A 26,272-nucleotide genomic window follows, 5' to 3' on the forward strand; every position below is an offset into this window, starting at 1 on the left:
GGAGGGTGGGAGGGGAGGGTGGTCAGAGCGCCAGTGCGCAGACCACCGAGGGGGCGGAGATCGGCGGGTGGGGTGCGGTCAGGGTTCCGTCGTGCAGGACCGGCAGGACGGCGAGCGTGCCGCTGTGCTGGTTGGCGACGAGCAGATGACCGTCCACCAGAGCGAGGCCGCGGGGCCATGTGCCGCCGGCAGGGACCTCGCCGAGCGGTTCCAGGGCGCTGCCTGCGAGCCGGAACGCGGCGACCGTGTCCGCGCCGCGGTTGGTCACCCACACGAAGCGTCCGCAGGGCGATGCGACGATTCCCCCGGGCTGGTTGACGACGTCCTTGGCTGTCGTGGCGGGTACGGAGGAGAGAGCGGTCAGGGTGCCGTTGGCGGCGTCGTAGCGGTGGCAGGTGACGGTCGAGGACAGCTCGTCGGCGCTGAACACCAGGTCACCGCCGGGGGCGAAGGCGAGGTGGCGAGGGCCGGACCCCTCGCTCATCGGATTCACCGCGATCCGCTCCAGAGTTCCGGTGAGGGTGTCGAGCCGGTAGGTGAGAACGGCGTCCGCCCCGAGGTCTACAGCCAGCGCGAAACGGCCCGCCGGGTCGACGAGGACCTGATGGGCGTGGCTGCCCTCCTGCCGTCCGGTGACCGGTCCCGCCCCGTGGTGGACGACGAGATCGGTCGGCTCCAGCAGGCGTCCGTCCGCGCCGAGCCGGTGCACCGCGACAGTGCCCGGCGCGGTGTCGCTGCCGTAGTTCGCGGTCAGCAGCCACTCTCCGTCCGGGTGGACGGTGAGGTGGCACGGGTTCGCCCCGCCGCTGTTCATCGGGTCGCCCAGCGGGGACAGGGTGCCGTCGTCGGAGCGGGCGACGGCGCTGACGGTTCCCGTCTCGGTCTCGTTGGTGCTGTAGACGACGCCGAGCGACGGGTGCGCCGCCAGGAACGAGGCCCCGTTCACGGGCAGCGGCTGCACCTCGTCGTACGAGAGGCGTCCGGTCGTGGGATCGAGCCGCAGGGCGGCGATGCCGGGCCCGGTGCCGCCGGAGTCGGGGGTGTAGGAGCCGGTGAGGACGGGGATCGCGCCGGTGAGGGAGCTTGTGCGCATGGGTGGTCCTGGGAGGTTCATCGAGCAGGGCGGGTGGAGGGGGCTTCAGCGGACGATGTCGTCGTGGTGGTCCAGCAGCCCGAGTTCGGAGCGCCGGGGCAGGCCCTCCCAGTCGCCGGCGGTGCTCACCGCGAAGGCGCCGAGCCGGACCGCCGTCCTCAGCCGCCGTTTCGGGGGCTTCCCCGCGAGCAGTTCGGCGAGGTACCCGGCGGCGAAGGCGTCTCCCGCGCCCACCGAGTCGTGCACGCGGACGGGGATGGCGGGCTGCCGGTGGGTCCGTCCGTCGAGGAGGGCGTACGCCCCTTCGGCGCCGAGCTTGATCACGGCACCGCTGGGTCCGAGGTCGCAGATGCCCTGGGCGAGTTCCTCCGGTCCGTCGGCGCCGGGCACGACGAGAGCGGCCTCGTGCGGTCCGGCGAAGACCAGGTCGCTCCTGCGCACCAGGGGCAGCAGGATCGTCCGGGCCTCGGTCTCGCTCCACAGCAGGGAGCGGAAGTTGACGTCCAGCGAGATGGTCACGCCCGCCTCGGCGGCGATGCCCACGGCCCGGGTCACGGCCGCGGCGGGACCCTCCCCGAGCGCCGGGGTGATGCCCGTGATGTGCAGGACCGCCGCCCCCGCGACGACATGTTCGGGGATGTCGTCGGCGGACAGCCGGGCTCCGGCCGTGTGGGTGCGGTAGTAGCGCGTGCGGCTGTGGGTTGTGGTGCGGCGCTCCTTCAGCAGCAGGGAGGTGGGGGCGGGGTCGCGCACGGCGACGGTGGTGACCCCTTCGGCCCGTAGTTCCCGCAGGACGAGGTCGCCGAGTTCGTCGTCGCCCACCCGGCCGATCCAGGTCGCGGATCCGCCGAGTCGGCTGACCCCGATGGCGACGTTGGACTCCGCGCCGGCGATCCCCAGGCGCAGTGTCGTGCCGAGCGCGAACGGGCCGGGATCCGGGGCCGCCATGACGGCGAGCACGTCGCCGAGGGTGACGAGGTAGGGCTCGCCGAGCGGCGGTGAGGAAGTGTTCACGCGCTCGCCTCCCTGGCCCGCGCGGTGGTCCGTACCGCGTCCAGCAGGGTGCGCGCCCTCGCGGTGAGGGCGTCCAGTGCCTGCGCAGTCGGGTCCTGGTCCGCCCCGCGCACCAGCGGGGAGCCGATACCGACCGCACAGGCGCCCGCGTCGAGGTAGTCCCGCGCCTCGTCGAGGCCGACGCCGCCGACGGCGACGAGTGGGATGCCGGGCAGTGGCGCTCGCAGTTGGCGCAGGTGAGCGGGGCCGCCCGTGCTCGCGGGGAACAGCTTGACGGCGGCGGCGCCCGCCTGCCAGGCCTGGGACACCTCGGTCGGTGTCCAGGCACCCGGGTAGCACGGTACGCCCCGGTCGGCCGCGTTCCGGACGACGGCGGTGTCCACGACGGGGGCGACCAGGAACTCCGCTCCGGCCGCCAGGGCGTCCCTGGCCTGGTCACCGGTGATCACGGTGCCGGCGCCGACCGCGACGTCGGGGCCGAGTTCCGCCCGGATGGCGGCCAGCACGTCGAGCGCTCCGGCGGTGGTGAGGGTGACCTCCAGGCAGGTGACACCGCCGGACGCGAGAGCCGTGGCCACGGCGAGCAGCCCGGAGGCGTCGGCCGACCGCAGGATGGCCATGACCCGTGTCCGGCCGAGCTGCGGGGTGAGGGCGGGACGCTCGGTCATGACCCCACCGCCGCACGGGACCTGACGGTTGCCTGGGTGCCGGTCATGGGAAGTCCTTTGCTGCGAGGTGTGCTGGTACACGTCGGTCACTTGAGTCCGGAGGTGGCGGCGCCCGTGACGAAGCCTCGCTGCACGATCAGGAACAACGCCAGCACCGGGACGACGTACATCACCGCGCCCGCGGCGACCAGGTTCCCCAGCGGTGCACCGTGCTCGTTGACGTAGCCGTAGGCGAGCTTGACCGCGAGCGTGGTGTGGGCGTCGTCCAGCAGCAGGGCGGGCGCGATGTAGTCGCCCCAGGTCCAGCTGAAGGAAAGGATCAGGCTGGTGGCGATGACCGGCCAGGACTGCGGCAGGAAGATCCGCCAGAAGATGCGGATCTGCCCGCAGCCGTCCACGATCGCGGCCTCCTCCAGCTCCTTGGGCATGTTCGAGAAGAACTGCCGGAACAGGAAGATCAGGTACGGGGCGCCGCACAGGCCCCACAGCACCCACGGCACATAGGTGTTGGTGAGATGGAGCTTGGCGAACAGTAGATAGGTCGGGATGAGGGTGAGGATCTGCGGCAGCATCATCGTCGATAGCAGAACGTTGAATATGAGCCGCTTGCCGGGTGCGTTGAGGCGGGCGAATCCGTAGCCCGCCCACGCCGAGGCCAGGGTGACCAGGACGGCGTAGAGGGTGGCGATCGTCAGGGAGTTGCGGGCATAGCCGAGGTAGTCGATCTGGGTCAGGGCGTCACGGAAGTTGCTGAGGCTGGGGTGGTGCGGCCACCAGTGGATGGGCAGCGCGCGCAGCTCGTCGGGGGCCTTCAGAGCGGTGTCCAGCAGCCAGGCGAACGGGCCGAGGAAGAGGACGAGGGCGCCGACCAGCAGCATGTAGACGGCACTTCTGCGGGGGAACACCATCACTTGCCTCCGATCGTGCGCGGCCGGGACGGCTTGTCCGGCTCCGGGGCGACGGAGTAGAAGACCGCGCCCCTGCTGAGCCTGAAGACGAGGAAGGTGATCGCGACGATGATCAGGAACAGCACCCAGAGCATCGCTGAGGCGTATCCGTAGCGGCCGTTGGCGAAGTACTGGGCGAACACGTGGATCATGAAAAGGTAGTTGCCCTCGGGGACGGCCGTGACGCCCCTGGGGGTGGGGTCGAGGGAGATGAGCAGCGGCAGGAAGCTCTGCACGGCGGCGATGATGCCGGTGATGACCTGGAAGAACAGCACCGGGGAGAGCATCGGCAAGGTGATCCTGGTAAAGGACTGCCAGGCGTTCGCCCCGTCCATGCGGGCGGCCTCGTGGAGCTCCTTGGGGATTTCCTGGAGCCCGGCCAGCGAGATGATCATGGCGTTGCCGGCGCCCCACAGGGTCAGGGTGACCAGGACCCAGCGGGCGTAGGGATCCATCAGCCAGCTGACACCGTCGATGTGCAGGGCGTCCAGGACGCCGTTGGCGGCGCCCGAGTCCCGGTCGAAGATCAGCTTGAAGGTGAGGGCGGCGCCCACTGGCGGGACGACCGCGGGCAGGTACAGCAGGGTGCGGAACATCCCGCGGGCCCGGATCGGCTGGTTGACCAGCACCGCGAGCAACAGCCCCGCCGCGATGCTCAGCGGCACGGTGATAGCGGTGAAGACGCCGGTGCGGGCCAGGGAGGACATCGTCTCCGGGTCGGTGAGGACCTCCCGGTAGTTGTCCAGGCCGACGAAGCGGGAGTTGTTCGACAGTCCGTCGGCGTTGGTCAGGCTCAGCCACAGGGCGTAACCGAGCGGGAAGGCCGTCAGGGTGAGGAAGCCCAGCACCCAGGGTCCGGCGAACACGTAGAAGGAGAAGGCCCGGCGGGTGGTCAGGGAGGGGCGCCGACGGCTGCCGCGCGCGCGGCTGCGGGGCCCGGGCCGGGCGGCCGTCTCCCCGATGGGGGACGGCGCGCCCGGCGCGGTGATCTGTCCGGTGCTCACCCCACGAGCTCCTTGCCCTGGGCGAGCTGGTCGTTCATCCGGGAGTTGAGCTGGTCGGCGACCTTGCCCGCGGACGTCCCGGACTTCACGGCGCCCGGCAGGACCTTGTTCAGAACGCCCTCCAGGGCGGCCTGCTGGGCGTACGGGGTGAAGCTGAGGACGGAGAAGTGCGGCAGCTCCTGTTCCTGCACCTGGAACGCCTGCTTCTGGAAGGCGTTGGTCTGCGGCATCTTCGAACGCAAGGAGGTCAGCGAGGGGATGCCCCATCCGCTGGCGGCCCGGTCCTGGGCGGGCTTGCCGCCGAAGTACCACTCGAAGAACTTCCAGGCCGCGTCCTTGTTCTTGGCGTCCCTCGGGATCCAGAAGCCGGTGGCGCCGAAGCAGGAGCTGACGCGGTGGCTGCCGAGCTGCGGGGCGGGCGCGAAGCGGGAGACCTCGGCGAGCTTGGCGTCGGCGCCGATCAGACCGCCGAACCAGTAGCCGTTGCAGCTCATCGCCATCCGGTTGGCCTGGTAGGTGGGGCCGTCCCAGCCGTCCGGGTTGGGGTTGACGACGCTGGGGCCTATGTCGGCCTTCGCGTAGTCCAGGTACCACCGCAGGGCCTTGAGCGCCTCCGGGGAGGAGAAGTCCACCGTGGCCAGGTCCTCGGCGAACAGGCTGCCGCCGGCGGAGGCGGTCATGCCCATGAGCTGTGGGAAGACGCCCATGCCGGTGGCGTTCAGGCCGTACACCTTGACCTTGCCCAGGCGGCGCTTGACCAGCTTCTTGCCCAGGTCGAGCCACTCGTCGTAGGAGATCGGTTCGGTCGCGCTCGGCACGTCCAGCTTGGCGGCCTCGAACAGGTCGGTGCGGTACCAGAACATGGAGTCCTGTGAGTAGTCCTTGGCCATGCCGTAGCGCGGTCCGGCGCCCTGCTTCTTGCCGTCGTAGCGCCACACGTCGTTGACCGGGTCGAGGTCCGAGGCCTTCAGCACGGAGCTCTTGGCGAAGTACGGGTCCAGGTCGGTCATCAGGCCGCGCGCGGCGAAGTACGGGGTCTCGGTCGCGCCGAAGCCGCGGACCACGTCCGGCGCGTTCTTGGCGGCCAGCATGGCGTTGAGCTTGGTGGCGTCCCAGATGATGACGTTGAGGTGCATCCCCAGCGCCTCTTCGGCGGCCTTGAGGGTCTTCTTGTCCCACTCGTTCTCGACCGTCATCACGGTGAGGGTCGTCTTGCCGCTCCCCGCATCACCCGTGCCGTTGCTGACGGAGCCGGCGCAGGCGGACAGACCGGTCGCGGCGAGCGCGGTTCCGGCTGATACGGCGAGGAATCGACGTCTGTCGAGGGAGGTCGTCGTTGACATGGGCATGCTGATGGCCTTTCGTGGCGGACGTACGCGGCTGCGGGACGTACGACGGGGTCCATGGCGGCATGGGGGTTGCCGTGGCGGGCGAACGGAGAGGCGCGGCGGCCGGCGGAACACCGGCTCGCTCGGCAGTGGTGTCGATGCCCTGGGCCGAGCGCATCCGCCTGCGTGGACGAGTGCGCGCACCGGTTCGGCGGACCGCGGGTGCGACGGTGGTCGCGTCGGCGGTGAGCCCGGGGCCTCCATCGGCCAGCTGACTCCACGTCAGATTTGGCCGATAACTAGCAATGTCGCTATGGCCGGTTTCAACAGCTCTGCGTAGAGTTACCGCAATTTTCCGTCTGAGGAAACCGGTTGACTGAAGCTTTCGCGAACGTTAAGTTGCGTTTCCAGAAAGTGTCAAGAGCTACGAACAAGTCACTCTCGGCCCGCACCAGTGGACCAGGGCGACACCTACGGGAGGGGGAGCGCGTGCCGGAACAGCCCGTCCGTGCCAGGCTCGTGGATGTGGCACACGCGGCCGGGGTCTCCAAGGCCACCGTGTCCAAGGTGCTCAACGGCCGGCAGGACCTGTCCGTGCGGCCGGAGACACGCCGACGCGTCCATGAGGCCGCCGAGGAACTCGGCTACCGACCGCATTCCGGGGCCCGGGCCCTGGCCGGAGCCAGCACCCACGCAGTGGCCCTGCTGATCCCCGCCCTCGCCAACCCCACGTACGTCACCATCGCCCGCGGCGCCTATCAACGTGCCCGCGAGCTGGGCTACCTCTCCCTGCTGGCGGAGGACTTCGACGGTCAGGAGGCCGACGGCTCCTTCAACGACCTGGTGCAGGAGGGCAGGGTCGACGGGCTGCTCATCGCCTCCGCCCGCCCCGGCCACCCCCTGCTGGAGACTCTGAGCCACAGCACGGTCCCCCACGTCTTCCTCAACCGCTCCGTGGAGGGATCCGGCCGCAACGTCACCATGGACGTCGCCCGCTCCAGCGTGACCGCGCTCGACCACCTGCACGGCCTCGGCCACCGCAGGGTCGGCCACATCGCGGGTCCCGCCGGGATCACCCCCAGCGAGGTCCGCAAGGAGGCGTTCGTGCGCCACGCCGACGCACTGGGGCTGGACGCGGCTCCGGTCGCGTCCGGGGACTTCACCGAGGACGGCGGCAGCTTCGCCGCGCGGGAACTGCTGCGCCCCACCGCCGGGAGCGCGCGTCCGCCGGTCACCGCCCTCTACACCAGTTCGCTCGCTCAGGCGATAGGCGCCATGGCCGCGATCAGGGACCTGGGCTTCAGGATCCCGCAGGACGTCTCCGTGGTGGGCAATGACGACCTGCCCGTGGCCGCGCACCTCCATCCCCCGCTGACCACCGTGGCGATGCCCCTGTACGAGCTGGGGACCGTTGCCGTGGAGGCCTTGGTGGCCACCATCGAGGGCAAGCCCGTGGGAGACGTCGTCGTACCGACCGAGCCGCGGCTGGTGCTGCGGGGCTCCACGGCCAGACCGGCAGAACCAGGAGGAACGCCATGACCGTCGCCGCCGCACCGGCACGTTTCACCGGCCGTACGGCCCTGCTCACCGCGGCGGGCTCCGGCATCGGGGCGGCCACCGCCGGCCGGCTGGCGGCGGAGGGGGCGTCCGTCCTCGTCACCGACGTGGACGCCGACGCCGCCCATCGCGTGGCCGAGGAGATCCGCGCCTGGGGCGGGCGGGCACAGGACCGGCCCCTCGACGTCACCTCGCCGGTTCACTGGGCCGCGGCCGTCGCCGAGGCCGAGTCCTGGACCGGGCGCCTCGACGTGCTCCACCTCAACGCCGGCCGCAACCTGTACGGAGCGGCACATGAACTCGGCGATGCCGCCTGGCACGACCAGCTGCGGCTCTGCCTCGACTCGGTGTTCTACGGTGTCCGGGCCGCGGTGCCCCTCCTCAGGACGGCCAGGGGTGCGGTGGTGATCACCTCGTCCGTGCACGCGGCCATCGGCTTCAAGGGCTTCCCCGCGTACGCGGCGGCCAAGGGCGGTATCGACGCCCTCGTACGCCAACTCGCCGTCGAGTACGGGGGTCAGATCAGGTTCAACTCCGTCCTGCCCGGAGCCGTGGTCACCGCCCTGTGGGCCGAGGTACCCGAGGAGTACAGGGCGCAGACCGTCGCGCGTACCCCCGTCGGCAGGCTCGGCGCCCCCGAGGACATCGCCGCCGCCGTGGCCTTCCTCGCCTCCGAGGACGCCTCTTTCGTCACCGGCCAGAACCTGCTCGTGGACGGTGGCCGCAGCATCAGCTCCCAGGAGTAGGCGACCGGCCTCACCCGTCCCGGGCGAAGGCCCGCCCGGCCCGCTCCGGGAACGACCCGACCGCCGCAACTCCACCCTCGCACGCCCGCAACGGCCCTCCTCTTCCCCCCGCTCCAACTTCTCTCCCGCGCCACCGAGCGGGCAGTGGCCCCTTGCTCGCTGCGACCACGACCGACTCACCCCTCACCGAGCCCCCGCATCAGGCCGTACACAGCACAGGACCCGGAGGTCCATCCCATGAAGATCACTGGATACGAGCTCTTCCTCGTCGAACCGCGCTGGCTCTTCCTGCGCGTCGACACCGACGAGGGCATCTCCGGCTGGGGGGAGCCCATAGTCGAGGGCAAGGCCCACACCGTCGCCCGCTGCGTCGAGGAGATGTTCGACTACCTTCTCGGCCAGGATCCGGCCCGGATCGAGGAGCACTGGCAGGTGCTCGCCAAGAGCGGCTTCTACCGCGGCGGAGTCGTCCTCAGCAGCGCCCTGGCCGGAATCGACCAGGCGTTGTGGGACATCGCGGGCAAGACCCACGGCGTCCCGGTCCACCAGCTCCTCGGCGGCCACGTGCGCGACCGGGTGCGCGTCTACGGCTGGGTCGGCGGCGAAACCCCCCAGGAACTGGCCGAGTCGGCCGCCGAGCAGGTCGCCAAGGGCATGACCGCGGTCAAGCTCAACCCCTGCGGCCAGCTGGAACCGCTCGCCACGCCCGCCGCGATCGATGCCATCGTGGCCGGCGTGACCGCGGTCCGCGAGGCCATCGGGCCGGACCGCGACCTGGCGCTGGACTTCCACGGCCGGTTCAGCGGGGCGATGTCCCGCCGCGTCCTGCCCTTCCTGGAGCCGCTCCTGCCGCTCTTCGTCGAAGAGCCCGTGCTGCCGGAGTTCTCCCGGGACCTCGGCGCCGTGGTGCGCTCCACGTCCATCCCCATCGCCACCGGCGAACGGCTCTACTCCCGCTGGGACTTCCGCTCGGTGCTCTCGGACGGCATCGCCGTGGCCCAGCCCGACATCAGCCACGCCGGCGGCATCTCCGAGACCCGTCGTATCGCCGCGATGGCAGAAACCTACGACGTCCTGGTGGCACCGCACTGCCCGCTCGGCCCGATCGCCCTCGCCGCCAGCCTCCAACTCGACTTCGCCATCCCCAACTTCCTCATCCAGGAACAGGCACTGGGCATCGGATACGGCGACAGCAGCGGCCTGCTGGACTACCTCGCCGACACCACGCCCTTCACGTTCCGCGACGGTTACATCGACCGCCCGACAGCACCCGGTCTCGGCATCACCATCGACGAGGACGCAGTCCGCGCCGCCGCCGAACGCGGCCACCGCTGGCGCAATCCGCTCTGGCGCAACACCGACGGCTCACTGGCCGCCTGGTAGCCGCACCCGGCACCACCAGCCAGCCCGGACGAAGGCCACCTCGTCGACAACGGTGTGAAGTGGACGGCTCTGCCGGTCGATTTCCCGTACTGGCGGGCGGTCTGCGACTTCTTCCGCCGCTGGCGGTCCTGGGTCGGCCTCCCGCAATTCACCTGCGCGGGCTCCCCAACCTGAGCTGGCGGACAGATCGCCCGACGGCGCTTCCTGACCGTTCCGCGTCTTCGGTGAGGACCATCCGAGACGGGTCCAGCTCGCGTTCGCCCATGATGTGGCCCCAAGGTCCCGCCCGCGTGCTGTTGTCTCCCCCATCGAGAGCCACAGCGCGGCGGTGGATCTCGGCGACCGGCTGGCCCAGACACCACCTCGATCACCTGGACTCCGGCGTCAGCACCGGCGAGCTGGATGCGCAGGCTCTCGGAGAAGGAGTGCAGCGCGGCCTTGGTCGCGCTGTAGGTCGGGGTGAACGGGAGCGGTACGAACGCCAGCGCGGAGGTGACGTTCACGACGACCGCGTCGTCCTTGCCCACCAGCAGCGGCAGGAAGGCGTACGTCATCCGGATCGTGCCAAGCAGATTGGTCGCGATGTGATCCTCGGCGGCCTGGAGTCCGGCCGGGGCGAGGACGCTCTCCAGCAGCTGAATGCCGGCGTTGTTGACCAGGACGTTCAGCCCCGGGTGGCTCGCCGCCACGGTCTCACGGGCCCGGGCGATCGAGTCGGGGTCCGCGACGTCGAGGACGAGCGCGTCGATGCCCGGGTGCTCGGCCGTGATCTCGTCGAGGAGTTCCTTGCGCCGCGCCGGCGACGATCACTTTGTTGCCGGCCTCGTGCAGCCGCAGCGCCAGACCGAGGCCGATGCCCGAGGTTCCGCCGGTGATCAGGATCGTGTTGCCAGTCATCTTCATGAGGGTCCTGCTCCTTCGGTACGGCGGGCCGGTGAGCGCCCGCAGCCTCGACCGTAGGAGCGTCCGCGCAGGGGCGGGAGAGGAAGGTTTGTCCATGGGTCGGCGGTCTCTGCCTCGTGAAGCGAACGCCGCCCGTCGGGCCGAGTCCTGCAGAAGATGGACGGGGCCGCTGGCCGAGCAGTCGCGCAGGCACATCAACCCGCACCTGGCGTCCAACTCCTGAGCCCCCGTGCAGTCTGAGTTTGATCATTAACCTCGCTGCTGTTTCAGGCGCACGAGCCTCGTGACGCCCCATCAGAAGCAGCGTCGAACGAGCGTCAAGACACGTCCCCCACCGCCCCCTCACGAAGCCGAGGCAGAGCGTTCATCGCCCGCACCCCGCTGTTCGAAGCAGCAGGTGAGGCATGTGACACGAGCCTGCGACGCACTCCACGCGATGGACTGAGGGAAACAGGTCGGGCACACCTCGACGCACCTGAGCAGCCCAAGAAAACCGCAGGTCAGAGCGCCTTTGAAGCCGGTTCGAGAATCGCCACGCACTCCACGTGGTGCGTCATCGGGAACAGATCGAAAGCCCGAAGCGTCCGCACCCGGTATCCCCCGTCCCGGAAGTACGCCAGGTCCCGCGCCAGCGCCGCCGGGTCGCAGGCCACGTACGCGATCTTCCGCGCCCCCAGCGACGACAGATGCTCGACCGTCTTCTTGCCCGCGCCCGCGCGCGGCGGGTCGAGGACGATCAGGTCGACCTCGGTGATCCCGGTGCGCGGCAGGACCGCCTCGACCTTGCCCTGCTCGATCCGCACCCGCTCGAACCCGGCGAGGTTGTGCCGGGCGTCCTCGACGGCGCGCTTGCCGGACTCGATGCCGAGGACCGCGCCCTTGTCGCCGAGGCGGTCGGCGAGGGCGCCCGCGAAGAGGCCGACGCCGCAGTACAGGTCCAGCGCCATGTCGCCCTTGCGGGGCAGCAGACCCTGCATGACCGCCTTGACGAGGGTGTCGGCGGCCTGCGGGTGGACCTGCCAGAAGCCGCCGCTGCCGACCCGGTACGTCCGGCCGTCGGCACGCTCGCGCACGAACGCGCGGCCGTGGACGCGGTGGATGCCGCCGTCGTGCTCCTCGACGCGCATGACGGAGACGGGCCTGTCGAGCTCGACGAGGGGAAGGCGGGCGCCGGGCCGGGGCTCGAGGATCACCATGCGGTCCTGCGAGCCCGTGGCCGCGATCGCGTCGACGGACGCCATCCCCGACCAGTCGCGGTCCTCGATGCCCAGCTCGCTGACGCCCGGCGCCGCGATCATGCAGTGCTCGATCGGCTCGACCTCGTGCGAGCGGTGGCGCCGCAGGCCGGCGTTGCCGTCGGCGTCCACCGCGTACTGGACTCGGGTACGCCATGAGGGCACCTCGCCGGGCGGCAGCTTGTCGCCCTCGGCCGGCATCACCGTGCCGTCCCAGCCGGCCTCCTCGGGCGTGAGGCCCGCGAGCCGCAGCAGCTGCTCGGCGACGACCTCGCCCTTGAGGCGGCGCTGGGCGCCCGGCTTGGCGTGCTGCCAGTCGCAGCCACCGCAGCGGCCGGGTCCGGCGTAGGGGCAGGGCGCCTCGACCCGGTCCTTGGACGCCTCCAGCACCCGCACCGCGTCCGCGCGCAGATACCGGGCCCCCTCCTCGCCCTCGGTCACCCGGGCCACGACCCGCTCGCCGGGCAGCGTGTGCCGGACGAACAGCACCTGGCCGGCCTCCGTACGGGCGATGCAGTGGCCGCCGTGGGCGACGGGGCCGATCTCGACCTCGTACTCCTGCCCGACGAGCGACACCGCCTGCGACTTCTTCGGTTCTGCCTGCATGGCGGGGTGACTCCACAACGTCGAACGAGGAACAGCCGGACAACAGCCCACCAGTCTACGTGGCTGTCGTCCGGCCGTTCACCATGCGCCCGGGGATGAAGGGAGCGTCAGTCCTTCGCGTCCGGCCCCGAGGAGCCCGGGGCCTTGCCGGCCCCCGACCCGTTGCCGGAATGCGTCGAGGTGCCGGAACCCGACGGCTCCTTCGGCCGCCCCTCCTGCAGAGGACCGCGCCGCACCGAACCCGGAGCGTTCCACTCCGAGCGCCTGCGGGCCCGCTTCTTCGCCGCCTCGGAGGACTGGAGCTGGTACGGGACGGACGTGACCATGATGCCCGGGGTGAACAGCAGCCGGCCCTTGAGCCTGAGCGCGCTCTGGTTGTGCAGCAGGTGCTCGTACCAGTGGCCGACCACGTACTCCGGGATGATCACCGACACCGCGTCGCGCGGCGACTCCTGGCGCAGGCTCTTGACGTACTCGATGACCGGCCGCGTGACCTCGCGGTAGGGCGAGTCCAGGACCTTCAGCGGTACGTCGATCCCGCGCCGTTCCCACTCGTCGCGCAGTGTCTTCGTCTCGGCCGGGTCGACGTTGACGGTGAGCGCCTCGAGGGTGTCGGAGCGCATCAGCTTGGCGTAGGCGAGGGCGCGCAGCGTCGGGCGGTGGATCTTGGAGATCAGCAGCACCGAGTGGACGCGCGAGGGCCGGACGGTGTCGTCGCTGGGGCCCTCGGGGGCGGCGATCTCCGCGGAGACACCGTCGTAGTGGCGGCGGATCGCGGTCATCGTCCCGTAGAAGATCACCATGCCGAGCAGGGCGACCCACGCACCGTGCGTGAACTTGGTGACCAGGACGACGACCAGGACCAGGCCGGTGAAGAAGGCGCCGAAGGTGTTGATCGCGCGGGAGCGGACCATGTGACGGCGCTTGAGCTGGTCGGTCTCGGTCGCCAGGAGGCGGTTCCAGTGCCGGACCATGCCGATCTGGCTGAGCGTGAAGGACACGAACACGCCGACGATGTACAGCTGGATCAGCCGTGTGGAGTCGGCTCCGTAGATGACGACCAGCAGCGTGGCCGCGCCGGCGAGCAGCACGATGCCGTTGGAGAAGGCGAGGCGGTCGCCGCGGGTGTGCAGCTGGCGGGGCAGGTAGCGGTCCTGTGCGAGGATCGAGCCGAGCACCGGGAAGCCGTTGTAGGCGGTGTTCGCCGCCAGGAACAGCACCAGGGCCGTGGCCGCGGCGAGCACGATGAACAGGAAGCTGCCCTTGCCGAAGACGGCCTCGGCGACCTGGGTGATCACCGGGTTCTGGACGTATCCGGCGCCGACGGCGACGCCGTTGTGCAGCAGGTCGACGGCCGGGTTCTCGGCCATCCGGACCTTGGTGACCAGGGCCAGCACGATGATGCCGCAGAACATGGTGACGGCCAGCAGGCCCATCGCCGCGAGGGTGCTCGCCGCGTTCTTCGACTTGGGCTTGCGGAAGGCGGGGACGCCGTTGGAGATGGCCTCCACGCCGGTGAGCGCGGCGCAGCCGGAGGAGAAGGCGCGCAGCAGCAGGAAGACCAGCGCGAAGCCGGCCAGGCCCTGGTGCTCGGCCTTGATCGTGTACTCGGCCGTCGGCGCCCGCATGGTGTCGTCGAGCACCAGTCCGCGGAAGGCGCCCCAGGCGATCATGATGAAGACGCCCGCGACGAAGACGTAGGTCGGGATCGCGAAGAGATTGCCGGACTCCTTGACCCCGCGCAGGTTCATCAGCGTCAGCAGCACGATCACGCCGACCGCGCAGGCCACCTTGTGCTCGACGACGAACGGGATCGCGGAGCCGAGGTTCTCGATGCCGGAAGCGATGGAGACGGCGACGGTCAGGACGTAGTCGACGAGCAGCGCGCTCGCGACGGTCAGGCCGGCCTTGGGGCCGAGGTTGGTGGTGGCCACCTCGTAGTCGCCACCGCCGCTGGGGTAGGCGTGCACGTTCTGCCGGTAGGAGGCGACCACCGTGAACATCAGCACGACGACCGCGAGGGCGATCCACGGGCTGAAGTGGTAGGCCGACACGCCCGCGATGGACAGGACCAGCAGTACCTCCCCAGGCGCGTAGGCCACGGAGGACAGCGGGTCGGAAGCGAAGACGGGCAGAGCGATGCGCTTCGGCAGGAGCGTTTCTCCGAGCCGATCACTGCGCAGTGCGCGCCCGATCAGAATCCGTTTGGGCACGTCGGTCAGTTTGGACACAACAGAGGATCGTATTCCTTCGAACACGGAGCCGCCCACCCTCCCCCGTCCTCAGCCGGGTGATGGTGTGCCGCGTCTGCCTCCCGGGTGAAATCGGCCAGGCCCGCGCTGCGGATTCCGTGGCCGCGCCGGTCCTCATGTCTATATGACAAACCCCGCCCGCTGCCGCCCCCCAGGAGGGTCCATGCACACGACCGCGGAGATCATCGGCGCCGTCGGCACCCTCGTCGGCCTCGGAATCCTTACCTTCCTCAGTCTCTGGAGCATCAGCCGCCGCTGATCACGCAATGCGTGCACGGGGGTGCCCTGCGCCGACCGCGCGTGTGTAGCTTGGGCGACGGTCTGAGACCCTGTTCCAGGCCAGGCCAGATTTTTATTGACTTCTTGACTTCTTGACCTCGGAAGGACGGTCGTGCACATCGTCATCATGGGCTGCGGGAGAGTGGGTTCCGCTCTCGCCCAGACCCTGGAGCAACAGGGGCACACGGTCGCCGTGATCGACCAGGACCCCACCGCCTTCCGACGACTGGGCTCCGGTTTCGGCGGCCGTCGTGTCACCGGAGTCGGCTTCGACCAGGACACCCTGCGCGAGGCGGGCATCGAGGAGGCCGGCGCCTTCGCCGCCGTGTCCAGCGGCGACAACTCCAACATCATCGCCGCCCGCGTGGCGCGCGAGATGTTCGGCATCGAGAACGTCGCCGCCCGCATCTACGACCCCCGCCGCGCCGAGGTCTACCAGCGCCTGGGCATCCCCACCGTCGCCACCGTCCGCTGGACGGCCGACCAGATGCTGCGCCGCCTGCTCCCCTCGGGCGCCGAGCCGCTGTGGCGCGACCCCACCGGGGGCGTCCAGCTCGCCGAGGTGCACGCGGCCCCGTCCTGGGTCGGCCACAAGATCAGCAGGCTTCAGGAGGAGACGGGCGTCCGCGTGGCGTTCCTCACCCGCCTCGGCGAGGCGATCCTGCCCACCTCCCAGACGGTGCTCCAGGAAGGCGACCTGGTGCACGTGATGCTGCGCAGCGACGAGATCGAGAAGGTCGAGGCCTCGTTCGCCGAGGGTCCCAAGGAGGACGGTCACTGATGAGGGTCGCCATTGCCGGAGCCGGCGCCGTCGGCCGCTCGATCGCGGGCGAGCTGCTGGAGAACGGCCACGAGGTCCTGCTCGTGGACAAGGCGCCGACCGCGATCTCGGTCGAGCGCGTCCCGCAGGCGGAGTGGCTGCTGGCCGACGCCTGCGAGATCACGTCCCTCGACGAGGCCGCCCTCCAGCGTTGCAACGTCGTGATCGCCGCGACCGGCGACGACAAGGTCAACCTGGTCGTGTCGCTGCTGGCCAAGACGGAGTACGGCGTTCCGCGCGTCGTCGCCCGGGTGAACAACCCGAAGAACGAGTGGCTGTTCAACGAGTCCTGGGGCGTGGACGTGGCCGTCTCGACCCCGCGTCTGATGTCGGCCCTGGTCGAGGAGGCGGTGAGCGTCGGCGACCTGGTCCGGCTGCTCCGCTTCAGCCACGGCGACGCCAACCTCGTCGAACTGACCCTCCCCGAGGAGTCGGCCCTGGCCGGCACCCAGGTCGGCGACGTGGAATGGCCGGAGGACACCTCACTGGTCACCATCATCCGCGGCACCCGGGTCCTCACCCCGACCCGCGAGGACTCCCTCGAACCGGGCGACGAACTGCTCTTCGTGGCCGCCCAGGCCAGGGAGGAGCAGCTGGAGGACCTGCTGTCGGTGCGCAAGGACGACACCGGCAGCTGACCCGAAACGGTTCCGACGGCGAAGGGCGCCCTGAGATCTCAGGGCGCCCTTCGCCGTCGGTCGGCCCGGCGAGCTTGCGAACCGGGCTGTAGGCGTCCAACCAGCCCGTCCGGCAAGCTTGCGAACCAGGCTGTAGGGGTCCAACCAGCCCGTCCGGCGATTGAGGACAAGGCCCGTTCAGGGCCGGAGCGGGGGGTCCGGGGGCGCAGCCCCCGGGGACGGTCACCTGAACGCCGGGTGCTAGCCCTCCCGACGGTGCCGCGCACCAGCCTCCGACGACGCCTTCTCCGCGGCAGCGGCCTTCTCCTCCGCCTCCATCTCCGCGAAGACGTCGATCGGCGCGGGCGCCTTCGCGAGGAAGACCCACGTCAGCCAGACGGCCAGCAGGAACGGCGGGATCTTCAGGGCGATCAGGACCCAGCCCAGCTGTGCGGTGTTGGCCCACCAGTACAGCGGGAAAAGGATCGCGCACTTGGCGAGCAGGATCAGCCCCCACGCCCAGCTGGCCTTGGCGTACGCCTTCTTGCGGCCCGGGTTGCGGGTCCGCCAGGAGAGGTTCTCCTTGAAGACCGGCCCCAGGATCAGGCCGATCAGCGGCACCCCGCACAGCGTCGTGATGATGTAGGCGAGGGCCAGGCCCAGCGTGTAGAGCATGCCCGGCAGATAGAAGTCCTTGGCGTTGCCGGTCATCATCGCGAAGACGACGCCGAAGGCGACGCCGAAGACCCCGCTGAAGGCGTGCTTGACCGTGTCCTTCATCGCCAGGCGGACCACGACCAGGATCAGCGACACCGCGAGCGCGGCGATCGCGGACATGTGCAGGTCCTTGTTGATCGTGAAGATCGTGACGAAGAGCAGGCCGGGCACGACCGTCTCGACCATGCCCCGCACCCCGCCGAACGCTTCGAACAGCGCGGCCTCGGTCACCGCCCGGGCGTCGGCCGCGGTCGTGTCGTCCGCGGTCGTGTCTTCGGTCGGCTTGTCGAGCGAGGTCACCGGCTACTCCCTACCCAGGGGTCTCAGTTCGTACTTGGGGTTGAACAGCACGCGGCGGCCGCGGCTCATGGAGACCCGACCCGACGCGATGAGCTTGCGCCCCGGTTCTATCCCCACGATGGAGCGCCTGCCCAGCCACACCACGTCCAACGCGGCACTGCCGTCGAACAGCTCGGCCTCCAGGGCCGGGACTCCGGCGCGCGGCCGCAGGGTGACCGTGCGCAAGGTACCAGTAACCGTGACGATCTGGCGGTCCTGGCAGTCTCCGATGCGCGTGCATCCGGCCGTCTCGGCGTCCTCTCGCAGCTCCTCGGACTCCAGGTCCTCCTGCGAGGAGGAGAGCCGGTCGAGCATGCGCCGGAACCGGCCCACCGGCTTTTCGGAACGAGGAACAGCACTCATGTCTGAAGCGTACCGGGGCACACCCACAGAGCCGTAGCCACCGCCCCGGCCGTCGCACTAGCGCTCGAACCGGTATCCCATCCCGGGTTCGGTGACGAAGTGCCTGGGATGCGAGGGGTCCGCCTCGAGCTTGCGTCTCAGCTGCGCCATGTACACCCGCAGGTAGTTGGTCTCCGTCCCGTACGACGGCCCCCACACCTCCTGAAGCAGCTGCTTCTGGCTGACCAGACGGCCGGCGTTGCGCACCAGCACCTCCAGCAGATGCCACTCGGTGGGGGTCAGCCGTACGTCCCTCCCGGCCCGGTTGACCTTCTTCGCGGCCAGGTCGACGGTGAACCCGTCGGTCTCCACCAGGACCTCGTCCTCGCCGCCCCCGGCGGGTTCGGCCCGGCGGACGGCGGCCCGCAGCCGGGCCAGCAGCTCGTCCATGCCGAACGGCTTGGTGACGTAGTCGTCGGCGCCCGCGTCGAGCGCCTCGACCTTCTCGTCCGAGGAGTGCCGGGCCGACAGCACCAGGATCGGCACCCTGGTCCAGCCGCGGAGCCCCTTGATCACCTCGACGCCGTCCATGTCGGGCAGCCCGAGGTCGAGGACGATCACGTCCGGGTGGCGGGCGGCGGCGAGCCGGAGGGCGGTGGCGCCGTCATGGGCCGCGTCGACCTCGTACTGGCGGGCCTTGAGGTTGATCACGAGGGCACGGACGATCTGCGGCTCGTCGTCGACCACGAGCACCCTCGTGGGGACCTGGGGTGATCCGCCGGCCGGGCTCAGCATGGGGCATGCCTTTCGGGTTGTGCGGGCTGTGCGGGTTGCGGCTCGGGGCGCCGCCCAGCCGCGCGGACGGTGAGGACCATGGTGAGGCCGCCGCCCGGGGTGTCCTCGGCGTCGAGGGTGCCGCCCATGGCCTCGGCGAAGCCGCGCGCGACCGCGAGCCCCAGCCCGACTCCGGCCCCGCGCGGGGCGTCGCCGTAGCGCTGGAAGGGCGCGAATATCCGCTCCTTGGCCTCGTCGGGAACGCCCGGCCCACGGTCCACGACCCTCACCTCCACCCGGTCGGACAGGGCGCTGGCCGAGACAAGCACGGGCTCGCCGCCCGGGCTGTACTTGACCGCGTTCTCCACGAGGTTGGCGACCGACCGCTCCAGGAGCCCGGCGTCCACGGCGACCATGGGCAGCGTCTCCGGAATGTCCAGCTCCACGCTCTCCGCCGGGTCCGGCACCCCGCCGAGCGCCATCGGCACCACCTCGTCCAGGTCGATCTCCCGGATGATCGGCGTGACCGTACCGGTCTGGAGGCGGGACATGTCGAGCAGGTTGCCCACCAGGTGGTCGAGACGGTCCGCACCCTCCTCGATGCCCGCGAGCAGCTCCGCCCGGTCCTCCTCCGACCAGGCCACGTCGTCGGACCTGAGGCTCGACACCGCCGCCTTGATCCCCGCCAGCGGGGTCCGCAGATCGTGGCTCACGGCGGCCAGCAGGGCCGTGCGGATGCGGTTGCCCTCGGCCAGCGCGCGGGCCTGGTCGGCCTCCTCCTGGAGGCGCCGCCGGTCCAGTACGACGACCGCCTGCGCGGCGAACGCGGCCAGCACCCGTCGGTCCTCCGCGGGCAGCACCCGCCCGGTGAGCGCCAGCGCCAGGTGGTCGCCGACCGGCACGTCGACGTCCGCGTCCTCGGGCCGGTCGACCGGCCGTCCGAACCCGACGTGCCCCGCGCGTGTCCACGGCGCTCTGCCCTCCGCCCGCTCCAGCAGCGCCGCCGACTCCATCCCGAAGGTCTCGCGCACCCGCTCCAGCAGCGCCTCCAGGCTGGTCTCGCCCCGCAGTACGCTGCCCGCCAGGTAGGACAGGATCTCCGACTCGGCCCGCAGCCTGGCCGCCTGGTGCGTGCGCCGGGCGGCCAGGTCCACCACCGAGGCCACGGACACCCCCACCCCGACGAAGATCACGATGGCGACGATGTTCTTCGGGTCGGCGATCGTCCATCTGTGCAGGGGCGGCGTGTAGAAGTAGTTCAGCAGGAGCGACCCGACCGCAGCCGAGGCCAGGGCCGGCAGCAGCCCACCGAGCAGCGCCGCCGCCACCGTCACGGCCAGGAACAGCAGCATGTCGTTGGCGAGGCCCAGGTGGACGGTGTTCAGCAGCAGCGCGAGCAGCGCCGGGCCCGCCACGCCGACCAGCCAGCCCCAGACGATCCGGGCCCGCCCCAGCCGGGCGCCCCGGGCCACCGGCAGCCCGCGCCCCTTCGCGACCTCGTCGTGCGTGACGATGTGCACGTCGAGGTCGGACCCCGACTCCCGGGCGACCGTCGCGCCGACCCCGGGCCCGAAGACGTACTGCCAGGCCTTGCGGCGCGAGGAGCCGAGCACGATCTGCGTGGCGTTGACCCCACGGGCGAAGTCGAGCAGCGCGGCCGGTATGTCGTCGCCGACCACATGATGGAAGGTGCCGCCCAGGTCCTCCACGAGGGTGCGCTGGACCGCCAGTTCCTTGGGTGAGGCGGAGGTCAGCCCGTCACTGCGGGCGATGTACACGGCCAGCACCTCGCCGCCGGCGCCCTTCTCCGCCAGTCGCGCGGCCCGCCGGATCAGGGTGCGTCCCTCCGGGCCACCGGTCAGCCCGACCACGATCCGCTCGCGCGAGCCCCAGATCGCCGACACCCGGTGCTCGCTGCGGTACTGCTTCAGGTACTCGTCGACCCGGTCGGCCACCCACAGCAGGGCCAGCTCCCGCAGGGCGGTGAGGTTTCCGGGCCGGAAGTAGTTGGACAGGGCCGCGTCGACCTTGTCCGGCTGGTAGATGTTGCCGTGCGCCATCCGCCGCCGCAGCGCCTGCGGTGACATGTCCACCAGTTCGATCTGGTCGGCGTGCCGCACGAACTCGTCGGGCACGGTCTCCTGCTGCCTCACCCCCGTGATCGCCTCCACGACGTCACCGAGGGACTCCAGGTGCTGGATGTTCACCGTCGAGACCACGTCGACGCCGGCGGCCAGCAGCGCCTCCACGTCCTGCCAGCGCTTGGCGTCGCGCGAGCCCGGGACATTGGTGTGGGCGAGTTCGTCCACCAGGGCGACCTGCGGGGCGCGGGCGAGGACGGCGTCCACGTCCATCTCGGTGAAGACGCCGCTCCGGTACTCCAGCTCCCGGCGCGGGACCTGCTCGAGGCCGTGCAGCATCACCTCGGTGCGCTGGCGCCCGTGGTGCTCCACGAAGGCCACCACGCAGTCCGTGCCGCGCTCCACCCGGCGGTGCGCCTCGGACAGCATCGCGTACGTCTTGCCCACGCCCGGTGCCGCACCTAGGTAGATCCGAAGCTTTCCGCGTGCCATGGCCTCATTGTCTTCCAGGGGCTCCTGCGTAGGGCTGGTGCTTACGCAGCGTCGACCTTACGGCCAACAGTTCCGACATAAAGGACGAGCTGAAGGATGAGGGGCGCCTTTGACGCAACCCTGACGCGGTGAGACGAACACCGGCGCCCCTCACCCCCTCATCGGACGAGCCCCCCGAATCGGTTCACGCGCGTCGGGTCACGCGCGTCGGGTCACGCGGGATTGTCCCCGTGGGTGAACGTCTCCCAGGCGACGAAGAGGTTGTTGCTGCCGGCCGGACGGTTCTGCAGGGTCAGCGCCTGGGTGTTGCTCATCGCGATCCCCAGGCGGTTGTGCAGCGCGTTGTAGCCGACCTCGGTGACCGGGCCGAGCCCGAGGTTCAGGGAGCCTCCGCACAGCGAGCTCGGGACGGCCGCGCCGAGCTGGTACCTGGCCTGGAAGCCGAGGGCCTGCCGCAGTCGCTCCCCGACGTCGGTGCCGTACAGGTCCTGCCCCTGGATCCGGCTGGTCTCGGCGACGTGCGAGATCGCGGAGATGCCGTACCCCGTGTGGGTGAGGTCGCGGCAGGTCTCCTGGGTCAGGCCGGTGACGAACGTGCCCTGCCCCTGCCAGTAGGCGACGATCTTGTCCCGGGTGTTCAGGTTCTGGCTCGGCACGGTCTTCGGCAGCTCGCCGTCGGAGGCCAGATAGACGTAGGCGGCCGTGCGGGCGCGGAACTTCGCCATGGCCTTGTCGTACGACGCCCTGTCCTCGAGGAAGACGGAGATGCCGATCGCGGCCTCCGTCATGGAAAGTTCCCAGTTTCCGTTGGAGTGGGAGCCGTTGATGACCTCGGGCAGGTAGACGTCCCGCAGCATGGTCGCGAAGCGGCCGGAGTTCGCCCAGGTGCCGGTGTACGCGTACTTGATGATCTCGGCGGCCCTCGGCCAGGACGATCCGGCCCAACCGGTCTGGAGGGGCGCGTTGCTGTTGGTGTGGTCCTTGATGACGGCCGACCAGGCGTCCATCAGCTCGATGGCCTTCTTGGCGTACCGCTCGTCCCGCGTGACGTACCAGGCGAGCGCGTCGGTGTACGCGGCGAGCGCGTCCTCGCGTTCGTCCGTGCAGCCGTAGTTCGGGTTGGAGTAGGACCCGCACTCGACCACGGCGCGGGGCTTGGGGCTGCGGCTCAGGTTGGCGTACTTGCTCGCCAGGAGCTGATCGAAGGCTCCCTTCCAGGGCTGGGCCGCGGAGGCGACCTTGTCCCGGACGAAGTCCAGCTGGGCCCGGGAGACGGTGACCCCGGGGTGGGCGAAGGCGGCGGGGGCGGCTTGCGCGCGCGGGACGTTCGAGGGCACGAGAGCGCCCACGACCAGGGCGGCGACGGTCACAAGGAATGCGGTTCGACGCACAGCGGCTCCGTTCTCGTTCTCATATGTGAACTGGGAGCGCCCTTATGAACTTAGGCGTTGAGCGGAGACCGTAGGTCCAGACCAATCGACCGTCAAGAGTTCACACACGAGGAAGGAGCGGACATGGCCACGCCACGCCAAGAGGACCCGCCGGGAGGCGCGGCGAAAGGGCACGGCAAAGGGCCGCACCCCGTCAGGAGTGCGGCCCTCGCAACCGTGCGGTCCGGCCTAGCGGACCTCGGTGATCTCCGGCCCGCGCTGCAACTGGCCCATGCCGCCGGAGAAGCGGGAACTGTCGTCCTGCTGCTGGACGCCCTCGGGGACCATCTGCGCGTCGTTCGGCAGCTTGAGGACGATCGGGTCGCGGGGCGCCATCGGGCCCTCGCCGCGAACCACGACCGTGTCCCGGAAGATCTGCTCGAGCAGGCCGGCCGCCTGCGGCTGCACCGCGCCCTGTCCCGAGATCACCCCGCGCAGGAACCAGCGGGGGCCGTCCACGCCGACGAACCGCACGACGTGGAAGCCGCCCGTGCCGTCCGGCAGCTGCACCGGCACCTGTGCGCGCAGCTCCCAGCCCAGGGGGCCCTCGACCTCGTCGACGATGCCACCCTGCTGAGTGATGCCGGAGCCGATCTCCTCGCGCACCTCGCCCCAGATGCCCTCACGCTTGGGAGCGGCGAAGGCCTGCAGCTGGATGGCGCTGTCGCGCAGCACGACGGTCGCCGCGACGATCGCGTCACCGGCGACCTCGACCCGCAGTTCCATGCCGTCGACCCCGGGCACGAAGATCCCGCCGAGGTCCACACGGCCCTCGGCCGGGTCGCGCACCTCCGAGTCGTCCCAGGGCCCGTCGGGCCGCGGCTCGGGCTCGAGCCGCACCCGCTCGCGCTCGCCCTCTACATCGTCCGCCTCAGCGTCGACACTGTCGACGACCTGCTCGGCCTCGCCGGCCGCGTCTTCGGCGGCACCCTTCTTCTTGCGACGTCCGAACACGTCACTGTCCTTCCCGGTCGGATACGACCGAAGCGTATCGATTCCCACCCGTCGCGCCGCCCTCGGCGGCCGAGGCGCTTGTACCGCTTGCACCGCCCACGGCAGCATGCCCGCCGGTGGACCCGAAGCCCCCCGCGGCCCGCGCCGATTCGGGAAGCTCCGCGACCTCCTGGAAGCGGACCCTCTCGACCTGCTGTACGACCAGTTGGGCAATCCGGTCGAAGCGCTCGAACCGCACGGACTCGCGCGGGTCGAGATTCACCACGATCACCTTGATCTCCCCACGGTACCCGGCATCAACCGTCCCCGGGGCATTCACGAGGGCGACGCCGCACCGGGCGGCCAGGCCCGAACGCGGGTGCACGAAGGCCGCGTACCCCTCGGGCAGGGCGATGGACACCCCCGTGGGCAACACTGCCCGCTCCCCCGGCGCCAGTTCATGGCCGCGCGTGGTGCGCAGATCGGCTCCGGCGTCACCCGGGTGCTCGTACGTCGGAAGCGGTACCTCGGGGTCGACGCGCCGGATCAGGACGTCCAGGAAGTCACGGCTCACGGGTTCACCTCGAAGGCGCGGGCGCGCCTGCTCTGGTCCGGGTCGCTCATCGCGGCCCGGATCTCGGCCTCGCGGCCGTGGTTCACGAAGTGCTCGACCGCCACCTCGACGAAGAGGGCGTCGGCACGAACGGCGACGGGCCCGTCGGGGCCACCGATCCGTCCGGTGGCACTCGAGTAGATCTTGCGCCGGGCCACCGCTGTCACCTCGGCCTCCAGGTACAGCGTGGTCCCCACGGGCACGGGCCGTACGAAGTCGGTCTCCAGCCGTCCGGTCACGGCGATCGTCCGCAGCAGCCAGTTCAGCGAGCCGAGCGTCTCGTCGAGGGCGGTGGCCAGGATCCCGCCGTGCGCGAGGCCGGGCGCGCCCTGGTGGGCGGGCTGCACGGTGAACTCGGCGGTGACGGTCACTCCCTCGCCGGCCCGCGCCTCCAGGTGGAGCCCGTGGGCCTGCTCGCCGCCGCATCCGAAACAGTGTTCGTAGTGGGCACCGAGAAGCTCGCCGGGCACCGGAGCGTCGGGGTGCCGAACGGGTTTCACGGCATCGGCCGGAGGCTCAAGAGCTGCGGAAGTACCACTCACAGGCGCAGACCTTACCCGCGCGTCCGCCGTCTCAGGACACCGTGCCAAGCTTGGCTGCATGCAGCTCTCCGCCACCCCTTACGAAGAACGCCTCACCGCCCCCCGCTCCTGGTGGTTCGTCTCGTTCCTCGTGGGTGTCTCCATGGCCCTGATCCTGCTGCCCTTCGGCACCCTGCCGTTGCTCGGCGGCCTGGTCGGCGGCACCGCGGCCGCGGCGGTCGTGGCCAGTTCCTACGGTTCCCTCCGGATCCGCGTCGTCGGCGACTCCCTGATCGCGGGCGAGGCGAAGATCCCGGTCACGGCCCTGGGCGACGCGGAGATCCTGGACGCGGACGGGGCGCGCGCCTGGCGCACGTACAAGGCCGACACCCGGGCCTTCCTGCTGTTGCGCGCGTACATCCCGACGGCGCTGAGGGTGGAGGTCACCGACCCCGACGACCCCACGCCCTACCTGTACCTGTCGACGCGGGAGCCGGAGCGGCTGGCGGAGGCGCTGAAGGCGGCACGGGAGGCCGCGGCGTCGTAGTCGGAGCCGCAGCGCGGATCCGGCAGAACCGGCCTCGCCAGACGAGCCGGAGCCCTCAGCGCCCGAGTTGTCCGGGGTTCCCGGAGCCGTCGGGGTCTTCGGGGTTCAGCGGGTGCTCGGGGATCTCCCCGATGGCCAGGGGGTTCGCCGGCTTCTCCAGCGGCGGCAGTTCCGACAGCGTGTCCCACGGCACCTGCATCTTCCGCAGGTCGGCCCGGACCTTCGCGGCCAGCCTTCTGGTGTCCCGCCGGTTCATGACCGCGCCGACGGCGGCGCCGACCATGAAGGGCATCAGGTTCGGCAGGTCACGGACCATGCGCTTCATGATCTGCTGGCGCAGCTCGCGCTTCATCTGACCGCCGAGCGCGGAGTTGATCGAGGACGGCTTCATGACGTCGATCCCGCGTTCGCCCGACCACGAGCGCAGATACGCGGTACTGCGGTCCTTGAGATTGCCCGTCGGCCGCACGCCGTAGACCTCGTGGAGTTCGGCGATCAGCTTGAGCTCGATCGCCGCGACCCCGGTGATCTCCGCGGCCAGTTCGGTCGGCATCGCGGGCGGCACGGGAAGCATGGCCGCCGCCCCGATGCCCGCTCCGACGGTGGACGTGGCGTTCGCGGCGCCCGTCACGAGCTTGTCCGCGAGCTGTTCGGGACCGAGACCGGGGAACTGCCTGCGCAGCGCCTGGAGGTCCCGTACGGGGATCCGCGGGGCGATCTCGATGATCCGGTCGGCGAGGTGCCCCAGTCCCGCCCTGGCGCGGCTCCCGCCCTTGCGGACGCCTTCACGGGCCAGGCCCGTCGCCCTGTCCCGGATGACCGCCGCCCTCCGCCTCGCGACGGGGGCGGCGTTCCGCGTGGGTGCCGGGAGGTCATTCCGGCCGCTCGCGGGTTCGAGCGAGGCCGATCCGCCCTCGGCGGATGAGCCTCGCTCGTCGTCACGCACGCCGTGAGGGCCGCTGGACGGCCCTTTGTCCGTTCCCCGGAAGGGGAAGCGGCGCTTCCGAGGAGGGGTCGAGCCAGTCACGGCC

Annotated in this window: 24 protein-coding genes and 1 pseudogene; 6 read left to right on the forward strand and 19 right to left on the reverse strand. The window is 70.7% G+C overall.

The genetic code is table 11. The features are described 5' to 3' along the window. Positions 1–22 precede the first annotated feature (22 nt). From ACIPFH_RS26240 to ACIPFH_RS26265, 6 genes are all read right to left on the reverse strand, one after another. Complete coding sequence (locus ACIPFH_RS26240; RefSeq protein WP_401829984.1) at positions 23–1,093, reverse strand: lactonase family protein; 1,071 nt, start codon at positions 1,091–1,093, stop codon at positions 23–25. Positions 1,094–1,138: 45 nt separating this feature from the next. Then, on the reverse strand, positions 1,139–2,107 hold the full coding sequence (locus tag ACIPFH_RS26245; protein ID WP_401829986.1) for a sugar kinase: 969 nt from the start codon (positions 2,105–2,107) through the stop codon (positions 1,139–1,141). Further along, a complete protein-coding gene (locus tag ACIPFH_RS26250) occupies positions 2,104–2,775 on the reverse strand; it encodes a bifunctional 4-hydroxy-2-oxoglutarate aldolase/2-dehydro-3-deoxy-phosphogluconate aldolase (RefSeq protein WP_401829988.1) in 672 nt (223 codons plus the stop codon). Before ACIPFH_RS26250 ends, ACIPFH_RS26245 begins: the two co-directional genes overlap by 4 nt. Before the next feature lie 86 nt (positions 2,776–2,861). Then, positions 2,862–3,683, reverse strand: coding sequence for a carbohydrate ABC transporter permease (locus tag ACIPFH_RS26255; protein WP_401830239.1), 822 nt, complete (start codon positions 3,681–3,683; stop codon positions 2,862–2,864). Beyond that, on the reverse strand, positions 3,683–4,726 hold the full coding sequence (locus ACIPFH_RS26260; protein WP_401829990.1) for a carbohydrate ABC transporter permease: 1,044 nt from the start codon (positions 4,724–4,726) through the stop codon (positions 3,683–3,685). The genes ACIPFH_RS26255 and ACIPFH_RS26260 overlap by 1 nt, the downstream gene beginning before the upstream one ends. Beyond that, the gene (locus ACIPFH_RS26265) at positions 4,723–6,069 is read right to left on the reverse strand and encodes an extracellular solute-binding protein (protein ID WP_401829992.1); all 1,347 of its coding nucleotides are present in this window, start codon (positions 6,067–6,069) and stop codon (positions 4,723–4,725) included. The genes ACIPFH_RS26260 and ACIPFH_RS26265 overlap by 4 nt, the downstream gene beginning before the upstream one ends. A 474-nt stretch (positions 6,070–6,543) precedes the next feature. On the opposite strand from ACIPFH_RS26265, the gene ACIPFH_RS26270 reads away from it, so the two are divergent. The 3 genes from ACIPFH_RS26270 to dgoD all read left to right on the forward strand — a co-directional run bounded on the left by ACIPFH_RS26270 (position 6,544) and on the right by dgoD (position 9,740). Then, a complete protein-coding gene (locus ACIPFH_RS26270; protein WP_401829995.1) occupies positions 6,544–7,593 on the forward strand; it encodes a LacI family DNA-binding transcriptional regulator in 1,050 nt (349 codons plus the stop codon). Next, positions 7,590–8,357: an SDR family NAD(P)-dependent oxidoreductase gene (locus ACIPFH_RS26275; protein ID WP_401829997.1), complete on the forward strand. Its 768-nt coding sequence runs from the start codon at positions 7,590–7,592 to the stop codon at positions 8,355–8,357. Before ACIPFH_RS26270 ends, ACIPFH_RS26275 begins: the two co-directional genes overlap by 4 nt. Positions 8,358–8,594: 237 nt before the next feature. Next, on the forward strand, positions 8,595–9,740 hold the full coding sequence (gene dgoD, locus ACIPFH_RS26280) for a galactonate dehydratase (protein ID WP_401829998.1): 1,146 nt from the start codon (positions 8,595–8,597) through the stop codon (positions 9,738–9,740). 410 nt (positions 9,741–10,150) lie between these two features. Here dgoD and ACIPFH_RS26285 read toward each other — a convergent pair. The 4 genes and pseudogenes from ACIPFH_RS26285 to ACIPFH_RS26300 form a co-directional block, all read right to left on the reverse strand. After that, positions 10,151–10,510, reverse strand: a pseudogene (locus ACIPFH_RS26285) (SDR family NAD(P)-dependent oxidoreductase); the annotation flags it as partial. Continuing rightward, positions 10,434–10,643, reverse strand: coding sequence for an SDR family NAD(P)-dependent oxidoreductase (locus ACIPFH_RS26290; RefSeq protein ID WP_401830000.1), 210 nt, complete (start codon positions 10,641–10,643; stop codon positions 10,434–10,436). The pseudogene ACIPFH_RS26285 and the gene ACIPFH_RS26290, both read right to left, overlap by 77 nt. A gap of 500 nt (positions 10,644–11,143) precedes the next feature. Beyond that, entirely contained in the window at positions 11,144–12,484 is a 1,341-nt protein-coding gene (locus tag ACIPFH_RS26295) for a class I SAM-dependent RNA methyltransferase (RefSeq protein ID WP_401830003.1), read from the reverse strand. A 107-nt stretch (positions 12,485–12,591) separates the two neighbouring features. Next, positions 12,592–14,715, reverse strand: coding sequence for an APC family permease (locus tag ACIPFH_RS26300; RefSeq protein WP_401830006.1), 2,124 nt, complete (start codon positions 14,713–14,715; stop codon positions 12,592–12,594). A gap of 412 nt (positions 14,716–15,127) precedes the next feature. Here ACIPFH_RS26300 and ACIPFH_RS26305 point away from each other — a divergent pair, with 412 nt between their 5' ends. Both ACIPFH_RS26305 and ACIPFH_RS26310 read left to right on the forward strand, forming a co-directional pair. Next, on the forward strand, positions 15,128–15,796 hold the full coding sequence (locus tag ACIPFH_RS26305) for a TrkA family potassium uptake protein (protein WP_356266079.1): 669 nt from the start codon (positions 15,128–15,130) through the stop codon (positions 15,794–15,796). Beyond that, positions 15,796–16,473 carry a potassium channel family protein gene (locus ACIPFH_RS26310; RefSeq protein WP_401830008.1) on the forward strand — a complete coding sequence of 226 codons (678 nt, stop codon included), beginning with the start codon at positions 15,796–15,798 and terminating at the stop codon, positions 16,471–16,473. The genes ACIPFH_RS26305 and ACIPFH_RS26310 overlap by 1 nt, the downstream gene beginning before the upstream one ends. A gap of 240 nt (positions 16,474–16,713) precedes the next feature. Here ACIPFH_RS26310 and ACIPFH_RS26315 read toward each other — a convergent pair whose 3' ends face one another. The 8 genes from ACIPFH_RS26315 to ACIPFH_RS26350 all read right to left on the reverse strand — a co-directional run bounded on the left by ACIPFH_RS26315 (position 16,714) and on the right by ACIPFH_RS26350 (position 24,715). Then, positions 16,714–17,469: a DUF3159 domain-containing protein gene (locus ACIPFH_RS26315; protein ID WP_401830010.1), complete on the reverse strand. Its 756-nt coding sequence runs from the start codon at positions 17,467–17,469 to the stop codon at positions 16,714–16,716. Positions 17,470–17,472: 3 nt separating this feature from the next. Next, complete coding sequence (locus ACIPFH_RS26320) at positions 17,473–17,871, reverse strand: OB-fold nucleic acid binding domain-containing protein (protein ID WP_171399974.1); 399 nt, start codon at positions 17,869–17,871, stop codon at positions 17,473–17,475. A gap of 57 nt (positions 17,872–17,928) precedes the next feature. Beyond that, positions 17,929–18,645, reverse strand: a complete 717-nt coding sequence (locus tag ACIPFH_RS26325) for a response regulator (RefSeq protein ID WP_401830013.1) — start codon at positions 18,643–18,645, stop codon at positions 17,929–17,931. Next, complete coding sequence (locus ACIPFH_RS26330) at positions 18,639–21,197, reverse strand: ATP-binding protein (RefSeq protein WP_401830015.1); 2,559 nt, start codon at positions 21,195–21,197, stop codon at positions 18,639–18,641. Before ACIPFH_RS26330 ends, ACIPFH_RS26325 begins: the two co-directional genes overlap by 7 nt. A 212-nt stretch (positions 21,198–21,409) precedes the next feature. After that, positions 21,410–22,588 (reverse strand): alginate lyase family protein, encoded by a 1,179-nt coding sequence (locus ACIPFH_RS26335; RefSeq protein WP_401830017.1) that lies wholly within the window; start codon positions 22,586–22,588, stop codon positions 21,410–21,412. 228 nt (positions 22,589–22,816) lie between these two features. Then, positions 22,817–23,581: a DUF3710 domain-containing protein gene (locus ACIPFH_RS26340; protein WP_394640247.1), complete on the reverse strand. Its 765-nt coding sequence runs from the start codon at positions 23,579–23,581 to the stop codon at positions 22,817–22,819. 1 nt (position 23,582) lies between these two features. Further along, positions 23,583–24,134, reverse strand: a complete 552-nt coding sequence (gene dut / locus ACIPFH_RS26345; protein WP_401830019.1) for a dUTP diphosphatase — start codon at positions 24,132–24,134, stop codon at positions 23,583–23,585. Continuing rightward, on the reverse strand, positions 24,131–24,715 hold the full coding sequence (locus tag ACIPFH_RS26350) for a PaaI family thioesterase (RefSeq protein WP_356254889.1): 585 nt from the start codon (positions 24,713–24,715) through the stop codon (positions 24,131–24,133). Before ACIPFH_RS26350 ends, dut begins: the two co-directional genes overlap by 4 nt. 58 nt (positions 24,716–24,773) lie before the next feature. Between ACIPFH_RS26350 and ACIPFH_RS26355 the strand changes: the two genes are divergently transcribed. Beyond that, entirely contained in the window at positions 24,774–25,241 is a 468-nt protein-coding gene (locus tag ACIPFH_RS26355; protein ID WP_356254892.1) for a DUF3093 domain-containing protein, read from the forward strand. Between the two features lie 55 nt (positions 25,242–25,296). Here the strand turns inward: ACIPFH_RS26355 and ACIPFH_RS26360 are convergent, their stop codons facing one another. Next, complete coding sequence (locus ACIPFH_RS26360; protein WP_401830022.1) at positions 25,297–26,268, reverse strand: hypothetical protein; 972 nt, start codon at positions 26,266–26,268, stop codon at positions 25,297–25,299. Positions 26,269–26,272 lie beyond the last annotated feature (4 nt).

The sequence above is a fragment of the Streptomyces sp. NPDC088157 genome, from assembly GCF_044741545.1.
Taxonomy (GTDB): Bacteria; Actinomycetota; Actinomycetes; order Streptomycetales; family Streptomycetaceae; genus Streptomyces.